Consider the following 18,276-nt stretch of genomic DNA (forward strand, 5'->3'; position numbering starts at 1 on the left):
CATGTCCCTGGACCACCGTCTGCCCGCCGAGCTGGAGGAACTCCGGCGTACCGTCGAGGCGTTCGCGCATGACGTCGTCGCCCCCAAGATCGGCGAGTACTACGAGCAGCATGCGTTCCCGTACGAGATCGTGCAGGAGATGGGCCGGATGGGCCTGTTCGGCCTGCCGTTCCCCGAGGAGTACGGCGGGATGGGGGGCGACTATCTCGCGCTCGGCATCGCCCTGGAGGAGCTGGCCCGGGTCGACTCCTCGGTGGCCATCACCCTGGAGGCCGGCGTCTCCCTGGGCGCCATGCCGATCTACCACTTCGGCACGGAGGCGCAGAAGCGCGCATGGCTGCCCAAGCTGTGCAGCGGCGAGATGCTCGGCGCCTTCGGCCTCACCGAGCCGGACGGCGGCTCGGACGCGGGCGCCACGCGGACGACCGCGGTGCGCGAGGGCGACTACTGGGTGATCAACGGCAGCAAGTGCTTCATCACCAACTCCGGTACGGACATCACCGGCCTGGTGACGGTCACGGCGGTGACGGGCCGCAAGGCGGACGGCGCCCCGCTGATCTCCTCGATCATCGTGCCGTCCGGGACGCCCGGCTTCACGGTCGGCGCCCCGTACTCCAAGGTCGGCTGGAGCGCCTCGGACACCCGCGAGCTGTCGTTCTCCGACGTCCGGGTGCCGGCCGCCAACCTGCTGGGTGAGGAGGGCCGCGGCTACGCCCAGTTCCTGCGCATCCTCGACGAGGGCCGGATCGCGATCGCGGCGCTGGCCACCGGCCTGGCCCAGGGCTGTGTGGACGAATCCGTGGCGTACGCCAAGCAGCGGCAGGCCTTCGGCCGGCCGATCGGCGCCAACCAGGCGATCCAGTTCAAACTCGCCGACATGGAGATGCGCGCCCACACCGCCCGGCTGTCCTGGCGCGATGCCGCCTCCCGGCTGGTGCACGGCGAGTCCTTCAAGAAGGAGGCCGCGCTCGCCAAGCTCTACTCGTCCGAGATCGCGGTGGACAACGCCCGCGAGGCCACCCAGATCCACGGCGGCTACGGCTTCATGAACGAGTACCCGGTCGCCCGGATGTGGCGGGACGCCAAGATCCTGGAAATCGGCGAGGGCACCAGCGAGGTCCAGCGGATGCTGATCGCGCGGGAGCTGGGGGTCTAGCCGCGGACCGGCCGGGCGTCCGACAACGCCCGGCCGGCCAGCTCACTTCGCGGGCCAGGGCACTTCCGGTGAGCGGTAGTAGTTGATGCCCAGCGCGTCCCACCGCGGCCCCTGGGCCGCGAGCCTCTCGCGGTACGACGCCCAGTCGTGCGTGCTCGCCGGCGACCAGCCCAGCTCCGCGATGCCCGGCAGCCGCGGGAAGGCCATGTACTCGATGTGCGCCGAGGTCGAGAGGGTCTCGGACCACAGGGGCGCCTCGACGCCGAGGATGGACTGCGCGGGAGCGTCCGGCAGATAGGTGCCCGGGTTCCAGTCGTAGGAGCGCTTGGCGTCGACATAGCCGGCCCAGGCCAGGCCCAGGGGCGTGTTCCTGTCGTACTTCATGTCGAGGTAGGCACGGTCGGCGGGCGAGAGGATCAGCCGGGTGCCGTTCCTGGCGGCGTCGGCGACCTGCCGGCGCTCCGCCGCGCCGGTCTTGTCATAGCCCCAGTACTGGGCGAGGGCCCCCTTGGCGGGGTGCGCGCCGGTCAGCTGGTGCCAGCCGATCGCGGTCTTGCCATATTTGGCGACCACCGGCTGCACCTTGTCCATGAAGGCGACGTAGTCCTCGTGGCTGGTGGAGTGCGCCTCGTCGCCGCCGATGTGGAGGTACGGGCCGGGTGTGAGCGCCGCGATCTCCCCGATGACGTCGTCGATGAAGTCGTACGTCACCTGCTTCGGCACACACAGCGAGCTGAAGCCGACCTCGGTGCCGGTGTACAGCGGCGGCGCCTGGCCGTTGCAGTTGAGCTGGGCGTAGGAGGCCAGCGCGGCGTTGGTGTGGCCCGGCATGTCGATCTCGGGGACGACGGTCAGATAGCGGTCGGCGGCATGGCGGACGATCTCGCGGTAGTCGTCCTTGGTGTAGTAGCCGCCGGCGCCGCCGCCGACCTGGGTGGAGCCGCCGTAGGTCGCCAGCCGCGGCCAGGACTTGATGGCGATCCGCCAGCCCTGGTCGTCCGAGAGATGCAGATGCAGCTTGTTGATCTTGTACATGGCGAGCTGGTCGATATAGCGCTTGACCTGCGCGACGGTGAAGAAGTGCCGCGAGACGTCCAGCATCGCGCCGCGGTAGGCGTAGCGCGGGGAGTCGGCGATGGTGCCGCCGGCGATCCGCCAGGGCCCGCGCCGGGTGCTCTGCTGCTCGACGCCGGCGGGCAGCAGCTGGCGCAGCGTCTGTACGCCGTGGAAGAGGCCGGCCGGGCGGGCGGCGCTGATGGTGACCGCGCGGCTGCCCGACGTCAGCCGGTAACCCTCGTCACCGAGGCTCTTGGTGCCGCGGCCGCCGAGCCGGAAGACGATGCCGTCCCGGCCGTCCTTGGTGGTCACGGGGAGGTCGAAGCCGGTGGCGGGCCGCAGCAGCCCGGCCAGATAGCCGGCGATCTTCTTGGCCTCGCCGGACCCGCCGGGCACCCGGATCCGGGTGCGGTCGCCGAGGGTGAACGCGCCCCCTCCGGTGTGCACGGACGCGGGCGCGGGGATCACCTGGTCCAGCGGGGCGGCGGCCGGGGCGGCGGCGCCCGGTGGCCCTGCGGCGGCGGTTCCCAGCCCCGCCGCCGCGACCAGCAGCAGCGAGAACAGCAGTCTGCGTCGTCTCATCGACGGTCCCTTCGGCGAACGTCGTGCATGGCGTGGTGCATGGCGTGCATGGCATCGTGCATGGCATGGAGCGACCGAACGGTGACCATGCGTACCGTGAGCCTCGATTCCGGTCAAGGTTTAGACCACTTTCCGACCCCCAAACCGGGGACGTGCCCGATATCGGGCAGATTTCTTGCGAATCTTGGCGCCGCCCAGCAGTATCAACGGGTGCTCGAACGCCGTAACCGCAGCGCTGACGCGCCGCACGAAGACCTGGTGGACCACCTGGTGCGCAGCACACCGCTGCAGCGCGGTGAGGCCGCCCGGGTGGTGCTCGATGTGCTGGCGTACTTCGACGAGACCACGGAGGAATTCGTCCGCCGGCGCCATCGGGAGCTGCAGTCCCAGGGACTGCGCAACGAAGAGATCTTCGAACGGATCCGCCACGAGATGCCGCACCGCGCCGTGGCCCCGCCCGATCTCTCCGCCCGCCAGCTGCGCCGCCTCGTCTACGGCTGACGTTCACGCCCGGGGCGCCGGGCAACCACAACGCCACAACGTTCTTTCTCGGAGGGTCACTGTATGTGCGGGATCGTCGGCTATATCGGCAAACGTGATGTTGCTCCGCTGCTCCTGGAGGGCCTGCAGCGCCTGGAGTACCGCGGCTACGACTCGGCGGGCATCGCCATCCACGCAGCCGGCTCCGGCAAGGCCGCGGGCGGCCTGAAGACCGCCAAGGCCAAGGGCCGGGTCCGTGAGCTGGAGTCCCGGCTGCCGAAGCGGTTCGCGGGCACCACCGGCATCGCGCACACCCGCTGGGCCACCCACGGCGCGCCCACCGACGAGAACGCCCACCCGCACCTCGACACCGAGGGCAAGGTCGCGGTCGTCCACAACGGCATCATCGACAACGCCGCCGAGCTGCGCACCCGCCTGACCGCCGACGGCATCACCTTCGCCTCCGAGACCGACACCGAGGTCCTGGTGCACCTGATCGGCCGCTCCCGGGCCGAGACGCTGGAGGAGAAGGTCCGCGAGGCGCTGCGGCACATCGAGGGCACCTACGGCATCGCCGTGCTGCACGCCGACTTCGACGACCGGATCGTGGTCGCCCGCAACGGCTCCCCCGTCGTGCTCGGCATCGGCGAGCACGAGATGTTCGTCTCCTCGGACGTCGCCGCGCTGGTCTCGCACACCCGCCAGGTCGTCACCCTCGACGACGGCGAGATGGCCACCCTCAAGGCCGACGACTACCGCACGTACACCACCGAGGGCTCCCGTACGACGGCGACGCCGGAGACCGTCGAGTACGCGGCCGAGTCGTACGACTTGGGCGGCCATGACACGTACATGCACAAGGAGATCTCCGAGCAGGCGGACGCGGTGGACCGCGCGCTGCGCGGGCGGATCGACGACCGTTTCTCCACCGTCCACCTCGGCGGTCTGAACCTCGACGCCCGCGAGGCGCGCGGGGTGCGCCGGGTGAAGATCCTGGGCTGCGGCACCTCGTACCACGCGGGCCAGATCGGCGCCCAGATGATCGAGGAGCTGGCCCGTATCCCCTCGGACGCCGAGCCGGCCTCCGAGTTCCGCTACCGCAACCCGGTCGTGGACCCCGACACGCTGTACGTGGCGGTCTCCCAGTCCGGTGAGACCTACGACGTGCTGGCGGCCGTCCAGGAGCTCAAGCGCAAGGGCGCACGGGTGCTGGGCCTGGTGAACGTGGTCGGCTCGGCGATCGCCCGGGAGACCGACGGCGGCATCTACGTGCACGCCGGCCCCGAGGTCTGTGTGGTCTCCACCAAGTGCTTCACCAACATGGTGGTCTCCTTCGCGCTGCTCGCCCTGCACCTGGGCCGGATCCGCGACCTGTCCGTCTCGGACGGCAAGCGGATCATCGAGGGCCTGCGCAAGATCCCCGGACAGATCGACGAGATCCTCAAGGGCGAGGAGGACATCAAGAAGCTGGCGGCCCAGTACGCGGACGCCAAGTCGATGATGTTCATCGGCCGGGTGCGCGGCTACCCGGTGGCGCGCGAGGCCTCGCTGAAGCTCAAGGAGGTCTCCTACATCCACGCCGAGGCCTACCCGGCCTCCGAGCTCAAGCACGGCCCGCTGGCGCTCATCGAGCCCGCGATGCCGACCGTCGCGATCGTCCCGGACGACGACCTGCTGGAGAAGAACCGCGCCGCGCTGGAGGAGATCAAGGCCCGCCACGGCCGCATCCTGGCCGTCGCGCACCAGGAGCAGGAGAAGGCCGACCACACCATCGTCGTGCCGAAGAACGAGCCGGAGCTGGACCCCATCCTGATGGGCATCCCGCTGCAACTCCTCGCCTACCACACGGCGTTGTCCCTGGGCCGGGACATCGACAAGCCCAGGAACCTCGCAAAGTCCGTCACGGTGGAGTAACTCTCCCGGGACCACCGAAGCGGTAATCGAGCAACCCTCGCGGCGGGCAACCACCTCCGCGAAAGCGGCGCCGGTTCAGGCGCACAGCGGGCGGCGAGCTTCGCGCGCGTGCCACCATACGCACGCGAAGCCGCCGCCTCCCCTTTTGCCGGCATCGCCCGATCGCCGGCAGGATGCCGCCGCCCCGGGAACCGTCACCTCCCGGCCGGCAGCACGAAGTTGCCGTGCGCGCGGCCGCCGGGCCCGTGATGCGGCGCGCCCACGTGACGGTTTTCTACCCCTCACCAGCGCACAATCCACCTGTACGCGGCAGAAGAAATGCGGCTGCGCACAATCCCCATGACGCCCCCTCAACTGTGCGCAGGACGGGGAGAGTCGATCGCGCGCCGAACCGGCGTGCACGCCGAAGTCCCGAGCCGGCGCGAGGGGTTCACCGGAAGGCGCCGGGGCGCGTCAGGGAATCACGATCACCGGGCGCTGCGCCCGGCGGGCCAGCCGTCCGGCGACCGAGCCGAAGATCCGGCCGACGATGCCGTGCGTGGAGCCGACCACGATCGCATCGGCCTCGTACTCCCGGCCGACCTCTTCCAGCTCGTGGCAGATGTCCCCGCCGCGCTCGACGAGGATCCAGGGCACCTCGGTGAGGTGGTCGGCGCAGGCCAGCTCCAGGCCGAGCACTTCCGTACGGTGATCCGGTACGTCCACGAAGACCGGGGGCTCACAGCCCGCCCAGACGGTCGTCGGCAGCCGATTGGCCACATGGACGATGATCAGCCCGGAGCCGAGGCGCCGGGCCATACCGATTGCATACGCCAACGCTCGCTCGCTCGACATGGAGCCGTCGAAGCCGACCACGACGCCGTGCCGGAACGCGGGGTCGCAGGAGTGGCGCGTCTTTTCCGCCGCTTCGAGGTCCGCCATCGGATCGGCGACCTGCTTGCGGTCCGCGGGTTCGGGGATTTCGTGACCGGCCATTGATGTCTCGGCGAGGACGTCCTCTTGCGGAGGGGCGAACGGGGAACGGCGATTGACTTGATCCGGCAGTTGACTGAGCTGGCTCGATCGAGGTGCGGGAGCCATAGTTCAAAGAGGAACGATACGACTGGGAATCATCTTCCCAACCAGATACCCCAAGAGTACGGCGCCACTCCCCCGCTGCCCAGAGCTCACCGCGGACGCCCGGCGTCCGCGCAAGGTGGGTGGAGGCGGGTAGCGGCCTCGAACGTTCCCCGGAGCATGCCGGAGCGTGGCGCGGATGGCAATGCCCCGGCCTGCCCCCGTACGTACCCCTCGCGGTGACCCATGATCGTCGGCGGCGTTGTAGTAGCAGCCCGTCCGAGGGGAGTACGAGGTGCCGTTGCCGTCCGGCAGATCACCCGACCCAGTGAGCGATGTCGTGCGCTGGGGCGCGTTCAGCTGCGCCCTGGTGCCCCTCGTGTTGATCGTCAGCGGCGCCTCCTGGATCGGCGCGGCCGGCACCGCCGCCGGTCTGGCCGCGGTGACCTGTGCCTGCCGCGCACTGCTGAGGCAATCCGAACGCACCGCGGCGCGGATCCGCGTCCGTGACGCGGGACGACACCGGGACAGAAGCGGACGTTCGGGGCCGACGGCGCACGGGGGCGGGCGGCACTCCGAAAGGCGTACGCCGGTCGATTGAGGCGCCCGCAAGTCTGCGCGCGACCATTTTCAGCCAACTTCCGGCCCGGGCCCCTCCCTTGCCCTGAGCACCCCTCAACCCTGGTGTGAGCAGGGAGGAAAGGACCGCCGGGCATGGTTGTGCCCTACTGCGAACGGGCAGAGCCGAGACGCGTACTTCCCATGTAGGCCCGACGAGTGGAACGCTTCGTGATCGAATGCTTCGCGCCAAGTTGCCATATCGACATACCAGTGGGTGGTGAACTTGGCACTCCATCCTCACGGGACACAGTAAATTCGATCTTGGTAGTAACGGCGGGGGAACTGTGCAGGACCGAGAGGGCGAGACGACCGAGGGGGGCTTAAGTGCCATGAGCCAGGACTCCGCTGCCGTACCAGATGCCGCACGCAAGCTCGCCGCCCGACGACGCCGCGAAATAGTCGCGGTGCTCCTCTTCAGCGGCGGCCCCATTTTCGAGAGCTCCATTCCGCTCTCGGTCTTCGGCATCGACCGCCAAGACGCAGGCGTTCCGCGGTACCGGCTACTTGTGTGCGCGGGCGAAGATGCGCCTTTGCGCACGACCGGGGGGCTCGAACTATCAGCCCCCTACGGGCTGGAGGCGATCTCCCGTGCCGGGACGGTCGTCGTACCGGCCTGGCGTTCCATCACCCAGGCCCCGCCGCCCGCAGCGCTCGACGCGCTGCGCCGCGCGCATGAAGAAGGGGCCAGAATCGTCGGGCTGTGCACGGGGGCGTTCGTCCTCGCCGCGGCCGGACTGCTCGACGGCCGCCCGGCCACGACCCATTGGATGTACGCGCCGACGCTCGCCAAGCGTTATCCGTCCGTCCATGTGGATCCCCGCGAGCTCTTCGTCGACGACGGCGATGTGCTCACCTCCGCGGGGACGGCGGCCGGCATCGATCTATGTCTGCACATCGTGCGTACCGACCACGGCGCGGACGCCGCGAACGCGCTGGCTCGCCGGCTCGTCGTGCCGCCCCGCCGTACCGCCTCCGACCTGGGGCACCAGCGCTATCTCGACCGGTCATTACCTGAAGAGATCGGCGCCGACCCGCTCGCCGAGGTCGTCGCCTGGGCGCTGGAGCACCTCCACGAGCAGTTCGACGTGGAGACGCTGGCCGCGCGTGCCTACATGAGCCGTCGCACCTTCGACCGGCGCTTCCGCTCCCTTACGGGAAGCGCTCCGCTCCAGTGGCTGATCACCCAGCGGGTCCTCCAGGCCCAGCGGCTGCTGGAGACCTCCGACTATTCGGTGGACGAGGTCGCCGGGCGCTGCGGATTCCGCTCGCCGGTCGCCCTGCGCGGCCACTTCCGGCGGCAGCTGGGCGCCTCGCCCGCCGCCTACCGGGCGGCCTACCGTGCGCGCCGGCCGCAGAACGGGGCGCCCGAGCCCGCGCTCAGACCGGATCGGGCCGAGCGTGCCGAGCGGCCGGAGCGCGAGCGGGCGGCGCTGGGGGCGGGCGGCGCGGACCGGTTCTCCGCCGCCTCGCTGGCCGGCCACGGTCTGGCGACGGCCGAAGCGGGCGATCCGGGCAAACCGCAGTCGGACGCGTACGCCTCCCGGCTGCCGGAAACCCCGGTCGGCCGGGGAGCGGGACGGCCCGTGCTGCCCGGTCAGCGCGAGCGCCCCGTAGGGTGAGATGTATGAACGATCGCATGGTGTGGATCGACTGCGAGATGACCGGACTCTCGCTGGCGAATGACGCGCTCATCGAGGTGGCCGCACTGGTCACCGACTCAGAGCTGAATGTGCTGGGCGACGGGGTGGATGTGGTGATCCGCCCCCCGGCCGAGTCGCTCGGCACCATGCCGGAGGTGGTGCGCCAGATGCACACCGCCTCCGGACTGCTGGAGGAGCTGGACGGCGGGACGACGCTGGAGGCGGCCGAGGCGCAGGTGCTTGCGTATATCAAGCAGCATGTGCCCGAGCCGAGGAAGGCGCCGCTGTGCGGCAATTCCGTCGGCACCGACCGTGGCTTCCTGCTGCGTGACATGCCGACGCTGGAGAGCTACCTCCACTACCGGATCGTCGATGTCTCGTCCGTGAAGGAACTGGCCCGGCGCTGGTTCCCGCGGGCCTACTTCAACAGTCCGGACAAGAACGGCAACCACCGGGCGCTGGCGGACATCCGCGAATCCATCGCGGAACTGCGCTACTACCGGGAGGCGGTCTTCGTACCGCAGCCCGGCCCCGACTCGGAGACCGCCAAGGCCATCGCCGCCAAGTACGTCCTGCCGGCCGAGCCGCAGCAGGCCACTTCGTAGCAAGGCAGCCGGAGCGTGTCGTGTGGGTCCCCGCGGATCTGCGGAGACCCACACGACACGCCCTCGCACCGGGACTCGAAACCTGGGCGCGAGCACCCCTCCGGACCCTGTACACTTTTTCTCAGCCGGTGGGGAAAAAGAACCACACAGCACCGGTCATGGTGGGTATAGCTCAGCTGGTAGAGCACCTGGTTGTGGTCCAGGATGTCGCGGGTTCAAGTCCCGTTACTCACCCCACTTCAAGGCCCCCGACCTCAGGTCGGGGGCCTTGGCGTATATAGGGGACGGGCGCGCGGATCAGTAGCCGACGGTGAAGCGCTCGCCGAGGTGACGGGGCTGCTCGACCTCGTCGAGAACGGCGACGGCGTAGTCCTCGGTCGAGATCCGGCTGCTCCCGTCCACGGCGGTGACCAGATCGTCGGTGGCGGTGCGGTAGCTGCCGGTGCGCTCGCCGGGCTCGATGGAGGCAGCCGGGCTGAGGTTGGTCCAGCGCACGTCGGAGACCGAGCGGTAGAAGTCCAGCGCATCGCCGTGGGCGTGCATGATCTGCAGCAGGAACTCGGGCAGGCCCTCGGCGTCCCAGACCTGCTTGCCGTCCGGGGTGCGCAGCGAGCCGGCGCCGCCGACCGTGATCAGGCGGGGCGCCGCGTCGCCGAGGGTGCGCAGTCCGGCGACGAGGGACTCGGCGGCGGGCTTGATCGTGGCGAGGTGGCCCGGGCCGTCACCCCCGCCGACCGCGCTGATCAGGACGTCCTGGTCCTTGGCGACGGCGGCGACGGAGGCCGGGGCGAGGACGTCGCCGGTGGTCACGGTCAGGTTCGGGTGGGTCGTGGTGATCTTCGCGGGGTCCCGGACGACGGCGGTGACCTGGTGACCGCGCTGGAGGGCCTCGTCGAGGATGCGGCTGCCGATGGTGCCGTTGGCCCCGAAGATGGCGATCGTGGACATGGTGGGTCTCCCAGCTGTGCTGTGTGTCCGGCTCTACGGACTTCCGTTTTCCGCCAGCGGCCGTGCTGACGTCTTCTACGCTAGAAGGACCAGCGGGGCATTTCGGGGTAGCGAGGGGACCAGTGATGGTCAAAAAACGACAGGAGGGTGTGGAGCCCGTACCGGAGATCCGGGAGGTGGCGTTCTCCGCGCCGGCCGGGCGGCCCGCGGGGGTGGAGGTGATGACGCTCGCCGAGCTGCGTGAGCGCGCGAACGCCTGTCAGCTGTCCACCCCGCACCGCCCCGGCTTCCACCATCTGCTGACCCTGGACAGCGGCCGGCTGGTGCACAGCGTCGACTTCCGCGAGCACGTGCTGAACCCGGGCGATCTGCTGTGGTCGCGCCCCGGGCAGGTCCAGCATTTCGGTGATCTGACGGGCGCGGAGGGGCGGCTGGTGCTCTTCGAGGCCGGCTTCCTGGACCCGGCCACCGCGGCCGCCGCACGGATCGAGGACTGGTACGGGCCGCCCGTACGGCATCCGAAGGGCGCCGCGGCGCGGCGTCTGGACGAGGCGATGCGGCAGCTGCACCACGAGTTCGGGGCGCTGGGCGGGCTGCCGCTGGAGATACATGTCGAGGTGCTGCGGCATCTGCTGGCCGTTCTGGTGCTGCGGGCCGCGTATCCGGGCGGGCCGGCGGGCGAGGCGGCGGACGGGAGCGGGGCCTGTGAGGCGAGCGAGACCTATCTGCGCTTCCGGGACGCGGTGGAGCGGGACTTCACCCGCAGCCGCCGGGTCGCCGACTACGCCCGCTCGCTGGGGTACGCGCCGCGCACCCTCTCCCGTGCCACCGAGGCCACCGCGGGCGTCGGGGCGAAGGAGTTCATCGACCGCCGGGTGGTCCTGGAGGCCAAGCGGCTGCTGGCACACGGCGACCAGTCGGCGGCCCGGATAGCGGACCGGCTGGGCTTCGCCGATGCCACCAACTTCAGCAAGTACTTCCAGCGGCAGACCGGCACCACCCCGATCGCCTTCCGGGTGACGGTACGGGGCGGCGCGGGCTGAGCAGTTGCCGCGTACGGGAGGGCCGGCGCGGGAGAGAGCGGCGGGGCGCAGCGGGTGGGGGGGGAAGGCCCGCTGCGCCCCGCCCGGGGGCGGACGGTCCGGGACGGCGCCCGGATCGTCGGTGGGGGTCAGCCGGTGTACGCGCCGAACGCCTTGGTGAAGGCCAGCGGGCCCTGCTCGATGGAGCTACAGGTCGGCTGCGCGGACGGGGAGGTGCCGCCCTCGCAGGCCTTGTCGCGGGTCGAGGACCACATCGACAGCCAGCCCAGGTGCTTGTCCTTGGCGAACTTCACCAGCTGGGTGGCGTCGTCGAGTTTGAAGACCTCGTTCTGGACGTCGTTGACGCCGATCATCGGGGTCACCGCCACCGTCTTCCAGGCGGCCGCGTCGCTCAGGCCGAGCGCCTTCTTGATCTGGCCCTGGGTGGCGGTGGCGGCCCGGGTGGCGTAGGTGCCCATGTCGCCGTTGTAGGAGGCGCCGTAGTCCATCGCCATGATGTTGACGGCGGAGGTCTTGACGCCGTTCTTCTTGGCGTCGGCGACCAGGTTCACACCGTCCTGGGTCAGGCCCTCGGGCATGACCGGCAGGGTGAAGGACACATCCAGGCCGGGGTACTTCTTCTGGAGCTGGGCGATGGCCTGGGCGCGGCGGGTGTTGGCGGCGGTGTTGGGCAGCGCGCCGCCCTCGATGTCGAAGTCGACCTTGGTGAGCTTGAACCGGTCGATGACCTTGCCGTAGGCCGCGGCCAGTTCGTTCGCGGAGCCGCAGGCCACGCCGAGCTCGGAGCCGTTGGCGCCGCCGAAGGAGACCCGGACGTCGCCGTCGGCCTTGCGCAGAGCGGGTATCTGCCGGGCGACCGGGTCGTTGCCCAGCTCTCCGGAGCCGCCCCACTTGGGGGTGCAGCCGCCGCCGGAGGTGATGAACGCGAGGTTGAAGTTCTTCACCCCGGTCTTCTTGGCGGTGTCGGCCAGGTCGTAGGCGGGGGCGAGGGAGGTGTCGACGAACGGGGCGAAGCCGGCCGCGGCCTTCGCGGGGGCGTCGGTGCGCTGCGGCGCCTTGGAGGCCATGGCCGAACCGGCGACGGCGAAGGCGCCGCCGGCCGCGACCACGGCCGCCGCGCCGGTGGTGATCAGCTTGGTGGTGCGGCTCATACGCCGGCGGTGTCCCGAGGAACTCATCTCGTGCCTGCCTGTCGTCACGTGGGGGGCTGGGGTGCACCGTGGTGCGTCCCGCACGCTAGCGGCCGGGAAACGGACAAATGCCTGGTTCCGTACGGAGGTTGGCGGAATTATGGCGGCCTTAAGGAAGCGGAAGGGGGTGGTTAAGAGCCACCGGCACGTGCCACGGTCAGGAGCCGGCAGGCGCCCCGGGCAGGAGCCGGTGCGCGGCCCGCTCAGGAGCCGGTGCGCGCCGTCCGCCGCCGCCGGGTGCCGAGTGTGCGGCGCAGCCGGTGGCCGCGTCGTACGCCGTGGTGGGCGCGCCGGTCGTCCAGCGCCAGCCAGACCCGCACCTCCGTGCCGCCGAGGACGGAGCGGCCGATGCGGACGTCACCGCCGGTGGACTCGGCCAGCCGCCGCACGATGTCCAGGCCGAGGCCGGTGGAGCCTCCCCCGGCTGCCGCTGGGTGGGAGTGCCCCCGGCCGCCGCCCGACCAGCCGCGGCGCAGCGCCGCGTCCGGGTCGGCGATGCCGGGGCCGGCGTCCGAGACCAGCACGATGACCGCGTCTTCCGCGTTGTGGACGTCGACCGCGAAGGCGGTGCCCTCGGGGGTGTGCCGGAAGACGTTGCCGAGCATCGCGTCCAGGGCGGCGGCGAGTTCGGGGCGGGCGACCGGGATGCGTACGGGGCGGTCCGCGCCGGCGATGCGTACGGTGCGTCCCTCGTCCTCGGCGAGCGCCGACCAGAAGGCCATCCGCTCGCGGATCACCTCGGCGGCGTCGCAGCCGGCCGCGGCCGCCGCCTGCGAGGTCTGGGCCTTCTGCTCACGGGCGGTGCGGATGATCTGGTCGACCTCGCGCTCCAGTTGTTCGACGGCGGCCCGGGTCTGTTCGGCGGCCGGGGTGTCGCCGAGCGAGGCGGTGTTGAGCCGGAGCACGGTCAGCGGGGTGCGCAGCCGGTGCGAGAGGTCGGCGGCCAGTTCGCGTTCGTTGGCGAGCAGTTGGACGACCTGGTCGGCCATGGAGTTGAAGGCGCTGGCCGCGGACCGCAGCTCCTTGGGGCCGTCCTCCGGTACGCGTACGCCGAGTTCGCCCTTGCCGAGGTCGTGGGCGGCGCCGGCCAGCCGCTCCGCCGGCCGCACCATCCGGGTGCCGAGCCGGTCGGCGACCGCGACCGAGCCGATGATCAGGGCGAGGCCGACGCCGGCCAGTACCACCCAGGAGGTGGTGACGCCGTTGGTGAGCGCGTCGTCGGGGACGAAGACCTCGACGACCGCGATGCCGGAGGCGACGGCGGTGGGCTGCAGCAGCGAAGAGCCGCCGGGTACCGGGGAGATGGAGGCCCGGCCGAGCTTCACGACGGCCGCCACATCCGCCGGTGCGGCACGCCGGGAGCCGATCTCGACGGGCGTGCCGTTCTTGCCGCCGGCCGGGACATGGACGCCGATCCGGCCGCCGGGACCGGTCTCGGCGCTGGCCACGGCCCGCTCCAGCTGGGTGCGGTCGGTGGTGATGGCGAGGACCGGGCCGATGGTGGCGGCCTGGCGTTCGGCGCTTCCGTAGGCGCGGTCGCGGGCCAGCTCCTTGACGACGAGCCCGAGGGGGACGGCGAAGGCGACCACGACCATCGTGGTGACCGCCAGCGCCACCTTGACCAGGGCCCATCTCACTGCGGTGGCTCCAGCTTCACGCCGACACCCCGCAGGGTGTGCAAATAGCGGGGCTTGGCCGCGGTCTCGCCCAGTTTTCGGCGGAGCCAGGACAGATGGACGTCGATGGTCTGGTCGTCGCCGTAGGACTGCTGCCAGACCTCGGCGAGGAGTTCCCGGCGCGCGACGACGACGCCGGGGCGCCCGGCGAGGAAGGCCAGCAGGTCGAACTCCCGGCGGGTCAGATCGAGCGCCACACCGTCCAGTTCGGCCTGCCGGCGCAGCAGGTCGATGGACAGACCGCCGACCTGGATCACTCGTGAGGGCGGTTCCGCACCGGCCGCGGTGGCCCGGGAGCGGCGCAGTACGGCCGCCATCCGGGCCGAGAGGTGCTCGACGGAGAACGGCTTGGTGAGGTAGTCGTCGGCGCCGTCGTTCAGCAGCCGTACGATCTCCGCCTCGTCGTCCCGCGCGGTGGCGATGATCACCGGGACATCGGTGATGCCGCGGAGCATCTTGAGCGCCTCGCCCCCGTCCAGATCGGGCAGGCCGAGGTCGAGAATGACGACGTCGAACCCGACGTGCGCCACCTCGCGCAGCGCCTCCAGAGCGGTTCCGACGCTGCGTACCGTGTGGGCGGCCTCGGTCAGATGCCGGATGAGGGCCGAGCGTACGAACTGGTCGTCCTCGACCACGAGCACACTTGCCATGGGCGGCACCGTACGCCATTCGGGCCAGGTCCTTTACCTGAGGTTGACACCGGGGCGGTGTGCTCCGCCGTTGTGGACGGGCTGCGACCGGGTGGGCCGGTGGTGCAGTATGAGCCAAATGCAACGAGGTCTGGTTCACGCGGCGGCCTGGACGCTGGCGACCGGCGCCGCGGTCACGTTGTCGTGGTTCGGCGTGCACACCGTGCTGTCCGGCACGGCGTACGACGCACCGCGCGCGCTGCCCCTTTCCGACCAGGTGGCGTCCTCGGGGGCGCAGGCGGACGGCGGTGCCTCACCGCGCGTCTCCTCCACCCACCGTCCCAGACCGTCCACTTCGGCCGGCCGCAGCCCGTCGCACACCGATGACAAGCCGTCAAAACCGGCCACGCCGTCCCCCACCGGCGCGACCCGGTCGCAGCGCCCGGCCACCAGCCCGCCGGGCAGCTCCGCGCCGGCCTCCGACGGGCGGATCAAGAGCTACTCCACGACGGGCGGCCGGGTCGTCTTCGACCTGGACAGCCGGTCCGCCGAGCTGGTGTCGGCGACCCCGAACTCGGGCTGGGAGATGCAGGTGTGGAAGCAGGACCAGTGGATCCGCGTCGACTTCACCGGCGGCACCGCGCATACGTCCGTGATCTGCACCTGGAACGGGCATCCGCCGATCGTGGAGACCAGCAACAACGCGACGTAGGACGGATCCGCCCCGGAGGGGGCGGCGTCAGTCGAAGGTCTTCTCCGGCGGGGCGGGCGAGGCGACGGCCGTGGCGTCGGTGACCGGTGCCGCGCCCCCGGCGAAGTCCCGCAGCGCACGGCCGTGTTCGACCCGGCCGGTCTGCGGGTCGGTCGCCGCCCGCCGGGTCAGCTCGGCGATCGGCAGCTCCGTGTCGGCGGCCAGCAGGACGGCGTTGCCGAAGCGCTTGCCGCGCAGTACGGCCGGGTCGGCGGTCAGACACAGCTCGGGGAAGACCGTGCCGACGGTGGCGATCTGGCCGCGCAGAAAACGCAGCGGCGGCCCGTCCGCGAGATTCGCCGCGTAGTAGCCGCCGGGCCGCAGCGCCCTGCGCACCTCCGCCACGAACTCGGTGCTGGTCAGGTGCGCGGGCGTGCGTGCCCCGCCGAAGACATCGGCGATGATCAGATCCGCCCAGCCGTCCGGGATCTTCGCCAGACCCGCGCGGGCGTCGCCACCGCGCACCCGGATCCGCCAGCCGGCGTCCAACGGCAGTCGGCGGCGGACGAGTTGGACCAGTGGCGCGTCGATCTCCACCACCTGCTGGGTGGACCGCGGGCGGGTCGCGGCGACATAGCGGGGCAGGGTCAGCGCGCCGCCGCCGAGATGGACGGCGTGCAGCGGTTTGCCGGCCGGTCCGGCGAGGTCGGCGATGTGCCCGAGCCGCCGCTGGTAGGAGAAGTCCAGGTAGGCCGGGTCGTCGAGATCGACATGCGACTGCGGTGCGCCGTCGATCAGCAGGGTCCAGCCGCGCGGCCGGTCCCGGTCGGGCCGTAGCTCCGCGAGCCCGCCGTCCACCGTCTCCGTGACGGACTCCGGGCCGCCGCGGCCACGTCTGCTCTTCGCCATGCCCTCCAGTATGGCCTGTGTCCGGGTTGCCGTATCCGCTGGTCAGCGCGATAGCGGCGGCCGGAGGCCAGGGGGCCGGGCGTGCGGAGCAGAGTGGCGGACCACCCACGACCGAGGTCACGGGTGATCCGCCAGCTGCACACCATGACCCGTGCCGGCCCGATGTCCATCCGGACCGGCGGGCGGGTCACCTATTGACGCAGGCGTTCCCGAACGCGGGGTTCAGCGCCGCGAGAATGTTGATGCTGTTGCCGCAGATGTTGATCGGGATGTTGATCGGAACCTGGACATTGTTGCCGCTGAGGATGCCCGGGGAACCTGCGGCAAACCCGGCGGCGTTGGCACCGCTGCGGTGGTTGTACAGACCACGGGAGTCGTGACGGTAGTGGTCGTGATGGTCGTGGTGACCACGGCCGTGATCACCTGCAGAGGCGATGCCGGCGCCACTTAGCACCATGGCACAGCTGGCCGTAGCCATCGCGGCGGCCGTAACAAACCGCTTCATCCCATTCTCCTTTCAGTTCGCGAATGGGGCACCCGGTCACAACGAACGAATTGGGTCAGAGATGCGGTCGTTCCCTCTTACGAGAAATCGTTAGCCCTTTTGGCACAAGACAGCAGGTACATCGACGAAGTCCGGTATTCCGTTGATCGGAATCCCTGACAGGATCCGGCGTGCCTGCCGCGGTTTCCAACATGATTTCTGTCAGAGTGCTCTCCTGTTTGACTGATAGAAGTCGGAGAGGAAGACATGCGGAAGTCGATGGACCGCACCGGGCGCGGCGTCGTATGCGCACTGGCGTCCTTGGCATTGCCGGCCGCCCTGTCTTCGGCGGCGGCCGCGCCGACTCCCAAGGAATCCGCACGCATTCCTTTCGCGGAACGCTTTCATGTGACGCAGCACGGCGGTATCGCGCGGGCGGCCAACTCCTCGCTCACCTGCGGCCGGGCGGCCGGCCGCGCGGGCGCACCGTGCGCGGCGGCCCAGCAGGGCGGCGCCGGCGTCAACGGCCACTACCGGATGGCGTACATCGACGTCGACTCCGACACCCGCACCTACAACTCCAGCCGCGCGCACCTGCGGATCCCGGCCGGCTCCCGGGTGAGCTACGCCCGGCTCTACTGGGGCGGCAACCTGCGGGCCGGTGCGCGGAAGCCGGCCAAGGGCAGCGGCCGGGTGCTGATCGCCGAGCCCGGCGGCCGGTACAAGAAGGTGCTCGCCGACACCCTGACCGGCCACCGCACCGGCTCCGGGGCCGATGGCTTCCAGGCGTCCGCGGACGTCACCGAGCTGGTGCGGAAGAGCGGCGCGGGCTCGTACACGGTGAGCCAGATCAATATCGCGAGGGGCCGCTCCAAGGCCGGCGCCTGGGGCGGCTGGACGCTGGTGGCCGCATACGAGAACAAGAAGCTGCCGCTGCGCACACTCGCGCTGTGGGACGGCTTCGAATCGCTGGGCGGAGACCGCCGGACGCTTTCGGTGCGGCTGAAAGAGCTGCGGATCCCGGCGCATTCGAGTGGCCGGGTGGGTGTGGTGGCGTACGACGGGGACCGCGGCAGCGGAAAGGACTCGCTCTCCGTACAGGCCGACCGGCGCCACCCGCATGCACTGCGGGACACCGCCAACCCGGCGACAGACGTGATGAATTCGACGGTCACCGAATTCGGCCGGGAGTCGAGGCGGCAGCCCGCTTACCGGAACACCCTCGGATTTGATTCCGACGTATTCACCATCAAGCCCGCACTGCGGTCCGGCGGCGATCAGCTCACTTTCCGCTTCACCACCGGCAATCGGGGATATCTGCTCGGCGCGCTCTTCGTCCAGGCCGACACCAGGCGCTGAGCGGCGCCCACCGCGCATCCCGCAGAGAGTTCTGTCAGCTCGGTAATCAGGGGAGCAGTGCGTGCTGACGCAAGACCTGCAGTCCCAAGAGCGGCCCACGGTGCTCCATGTCTCCCAGCCCGTCGACGGTGGTGTCGCCCGGGTCGTCGCCGACCTGGTGCGGGCCCAGGTGGCGGCGGGGCTGCGGGCCGTGGTGGCCGCGCCGCCGGGCGGCGGGCTGCACCGGGAGGCCGTGGC

General features: G+C 70.7%; 16 protein-coding genes, 1 tRNA gene and 2 pseudogenes. 11 read left to right on the forward strand and 8 right to left on the reverse strand.

Annotated features, from left to right (window positions below; genetic code table 11):
- Window position 1 precedes the first annotated feature (1 nt).
- The gene (locus tag DY245_RS09095; protein WP_128505398.1) at window positions 2-1,156 is read left to right on the forward strand and encodes an acyl-CoA dehydrogenase family protein; all 1,155 of its coding nucleotides are present in this window, start codon (window positions 2-4) and stop codon (window positions 1,154-1,156) included.
- 42 nt (window positions 1,157-1,198) lie between these two features.
- Here DY245_RS09095 and DY245_RS09100 read toward each other — a convergent pair whose 3' ends face one another.
- A complete protein-coding gene (locus tag DY245_RS09100; RefSeq protein ID WP_128505400.1) occupies window positions 1,199-2,794 on the reverse strand; it encodes a beta-N-acetylhexosaminidase in 1,596 nt (531 codons plus the stop codon).
- Between the two features lie 210 nt (window positions 2,795-3,004).
- On the opposite strand from DY245_RS09100, the gene DY245_RS09105 reads away from it, so the two are divergent.
- Complete coding sequence (locus tag DY245_RS09105; protein WP_006605447.1) at window positions 3,005-3,295, forward strand: hypothetical protein; 291 nt, start codon at window positions 3,005-3,007, stop codon at window positions 3,293-3,295.
- Between the two features lie 63 nt (window positions 3,296-3,358).
- Entirely contained in the window at window positions 3,359-5,188 is a 1,830-nt protein-coding gene (gene glmS, locus DY245_RS09110; protein WP_128505402.1) for a glutamine--fructose-6-phosphate transaminase (isomerizing), read from the forward strand.
- 453 nt (window positions 5,189-5,641) lie between these two features.
- Here glmS and DY245_RS09115 read toward each other — a convergent pair whose 3' ends face one another.
- On the reverse strand, window positions 5,642-6,163 hold the full coding sequence (locus DY245_RS09115; protein ID WP_018093093.1) for a universal stress protein: 522 nt from the start codon (window positions 6,161-6,163) through the stop codon (window positions 5,642-5,644).
- Window positions 6,164-6,572: 409 nt separating this feature from the next.
- Here DY245_RS09115 and DY245_RS09120 point away from each other — a divergent pair, with 409 nt between their 5' ends.
- The 4 genes from DY245_RS09120 to DY245_RS09135 all read left to right on the forward strand — a co-directional run bounded on the left by DY245_RS09120 (window position 6,573) and on the right by DY245_RS09135 (window position 9,347).
- Entirely contained in the window at window positions 6,573-6,845 is a 273-nt protein-coding gene (locus tag DY245_RS09120; protein WP_128505404.1) for a hypothetical protein, read from the forward strand.
- Between the two features lie 349 nt (window positions 6,846-7,194).
- Window positions 7,195-8,484 (forward strand): GlxA family transcriptional regulator, encoded by a 1,290-nt coding sequence (locus DY245_RS09125; protein ID WP_128505406.1) that lies wholly within the window; start codon window positions 7,195-7,197, stop codon window positions 8,482-8,484.
- A gap of 5 nt (window positions 8,485-8,489) precedes the next feature.
- Complete coding sequence (gene orn, locus DY245_RS09130; protein WP_128505408.1) at window positions 8,490-9,110, forward strand: oligoribonuclease; 621 nt, start codon at window positions 8,490-8,492, stop codon at window positions 9,108-9,110.
- Between the two features lie 161 nt (window positions 9,111-9,271).
- A tRNA-His gene (locus DY245_RS09135) sits at window positions 9,272-9,347 on the forward strand.
- 60 nt (window positions 9,348-9,407) lie between these two features.
- Here the strand turns inward: DY245_RS09135 and DY245_RS09140 are convergent.
- A complete protein-coding gene (locus DY245_RS09140; protein ID WP_128505410.1) occupies window positions 9,408-10,058 on the reverse strand; it encodes an NAD(P)-dependent oxidoreductase in 651 nt (216 codons plus the stop codon).
- A gap of 125 nt (window positions 10,059-10,183) precedes the next feature.
- Here DY245_RS09140 and DY245_RS09145 point away from each other — a divergent pair, with 125 nt between their 5' ends.
- Window positions 10,184-11,101, forward strand: coding sequence for a helix-turn-helix domain-containing protein (locus tag DY245_RS09145; RefSeq protein ID WP_128505412.1), 918 nt, complete (start codon window positions 10,184-10,186; stop codon window positions 11,099-11,101).
- A 128-nt stretch (window positions 11,102-11,229) separates the two neighbouring features.
- Here the strand turns inward: DY245_RS09145 and DY245_RS09150 are convergent.
- The 3 genes and pseudogenes from DY245_RS09150 to DY245_RS09160 all read right to left on the reverse strand — a co-directional run.
- Window positions 11,230-12,123: pseudogene (locus tag DY245_RS09150) on the reverse strand (chitinase); the annotation flags it as partial.
- 371 nt (window positions 12,124-12,494) lie between these two features.
- Window positions 12,495-13,928: a sensor histidine kinase gene (locus tag DY245_RS09155; protein ID WP_128505416.1), complete on the reverse strand. Its 1,434-nt coding sequence runs from the start codon at window positions 13,926-13,928 to the stop codon at window positions 12,495-12,497.
- Window positions 13,925-14,617, reverse strand: coding sequence for a response regulator transcription factor (locus tag DY245_RS09160; RefSeq protein WP_128505418.1), 693 nt, complete (start codon window positions 14,615-14,617; stop codon window positions 13,925-13,927). The genes DY245_RS09155 and DY245_RS09160 overlap by 4 nt, the downstream gene beginning before the upstream one ends.
- Before the next feature lie 109 nt (window positions 14,618-14,726).
- On the opposite strand from DY245_RS09160, the gene DY245_RS09165 reads away from it, so the two are divergent.
- Window positions 14,727-15,308 (forward strand): hypothetical protein, encoded by a 582-nt coding sequence (locus DY245_RS09165; protein WP_128505420.1) that lies wholly within the window; start codon window positions 14,727-14,729, stop codon window positions 15,306-15,308.
- Between the two features lie 27 nt (window positions 15,309-15,335).
- Here DY245_RS09165 and DY245_RS09170 read toward each other — a convergent pair whose 3' ends face one another.
- Together DY245_RS09170 and DY245_RS09175 are read right to left on the reverse strand one after the other, a co-directional pair.
- Window positions 15,336-16,196 (reverse strand): spermidine synthase, encoded by an 861-nt coding sequence (locus tag DY245_RS09170; protein ID WP_128505422.1) that lies wholly within the window; start codon window positions 16,194-16,196, stop codon window positions 15,336-15,338.
- A 187-nt stretch (window positions 16,197-16,383) separates the two neighbouring features.
- Complete coding sequence (locus tag DY245_RS09175) at window positions 16,384-16,701, reverse strand: chaplin (protein WP_128505424.1); 318 nt, start codon at window positions 16,699-16,701, stop codon at window positions 16,384-16,386.
- A gap of 246 nt (window positions 16,702-16,947) precedes the next feature.
- On the opposite strand from DY245_RS09175, the gene DY245_RS09180 reads away from it, so the two are divergent.
- Together DY245_RS09180 and DY245_RS46035 are read left to right on the forward strand one after the other, a co-directional pair.
- A complete protein-coding gene (locus DY245_RS09180) occupies window positions 16,948-18,039 on the forward strand; it encodes a hypothetical protein (protein WP_128505427.1) in 1,092 nt (363 codons plus the stop codon).
- A gap of 61 nt (window positions 18,040-18,100) precedes the next feature.
- Window positions 18,101-18,276 (forward strand): annotated as a pseudogene (locus DY245_RS46035) (glycosyltransferase family 4 protein); the annotation flags it as partial.

It is taken from the genome of Streptomyces inhibens (assembly GCF_003389455.1).
In the GTDB taxonomy this organism is placed as follows: Bacteria; Actinomycetota; Actinomycetes; order Streptomycetales; family Streptomycetaceae; genus Streptomyces; species Streptomyces inhibens.

What these genes read in the sequence shown, in the direction of transcription:
- DY245_RS09170 (WP_128505422.1), bottom strand. Translation starts at nt 16,196, where the DNA reads ATGGCGAAGAGCAGACGTGGCCGCGGCGGCCCGGAGTCCGTCACGGAG.
- DY245_RS09180 (WP_128505427.1), top strand. Translation starts at nt 16,948, where the DNA reads ATGCGGAAGTCGATGGACCGCACCGGGCGCGGCGTCGTATGCGCACTG.
- DY245_RS09125 (WP_128505406.1), top strand. Translation starts at nt 7,195, where the DNA reads ATGAGCCAGGACTCCGCTGCCGTACCAGATGCCGCACGCAAGCTCGCC.
- DY245_RS09115 (WP_018093093.1), bottom strand. Translation starts at nt 6,163, where the DNA reads ATGGCCGGTCACGAAATCCCCGAACCCGCGGACCGCAAGCAGGTCGCC.
- glmS (WP_128505402.1), top strand. Translation starts at nt 3,359, where the DNA reads ATGTGCGGGATCGTCGGCTATATCGGCAAACGTGATGTTGCTCCGCTG.
- DY245_RS09140 (WP_128505410.1), bottom strand. Translation starts at nt 10,058, where the DNA reads ATGTCCACGATCGCCATCTTCGGGGCCAACGGCACCATCGGCAGCCGC.
- orn (WP_128505408.1), top strand. Translation starts at nt 8,490, where the DNA reads ATGAACGATCGCATGGTGTGGATCGACTGCGAGATGACCGGACTCTCG.
- DY245_RS09145 (WP_128505412.1), top strand. Translation starts at nt 10,184, where the DNA reads ATGGTCAAAAAACGACAGGAGGGTGTGGAGCCCGTACCGGAGATCCGG.
- DY245_RS09095 (WP_128505398.1), top strand. Translation starts at nt 2, where the DNA reads ATGTCCCTGGACCACCGTCTGCCCGCCGAGCTGGAGGAACTCCGGCGT.
- DY245_RS09160 (WP_128505418.1), bottom strand. Translation starts at nt 14,617, where the DNA reads ATGGCAAGTGTGCTCGTGGTCGAGGACGACCAGTTCGTACGCTCGGCC.
- DY245_RS09100 (WP_128505400.1), bottom strand. Translation starts at nt 2,794, where the DNA reads ATGAGACGACGCAGACTGCTGTTCTCGCTGCTGCTGGTCGCGGCGGCG.
- DY245_RS09165 (WP_128505420.1), top strand. Translation starts at nt 14,727, where the DNA reads ATGAGCCAAATGCAACGAGGTCTGGTTCACGCGGCGGCCTGGACGCTG.
- DY245_RS09175 (WP_128505424.1), bottom strand. Translation starts at nt 16,701, where the DNA reads ATGAAGCGGTTTGTTACGGCCGCCGCGATGGCTACGGCCAGCTGTGCC.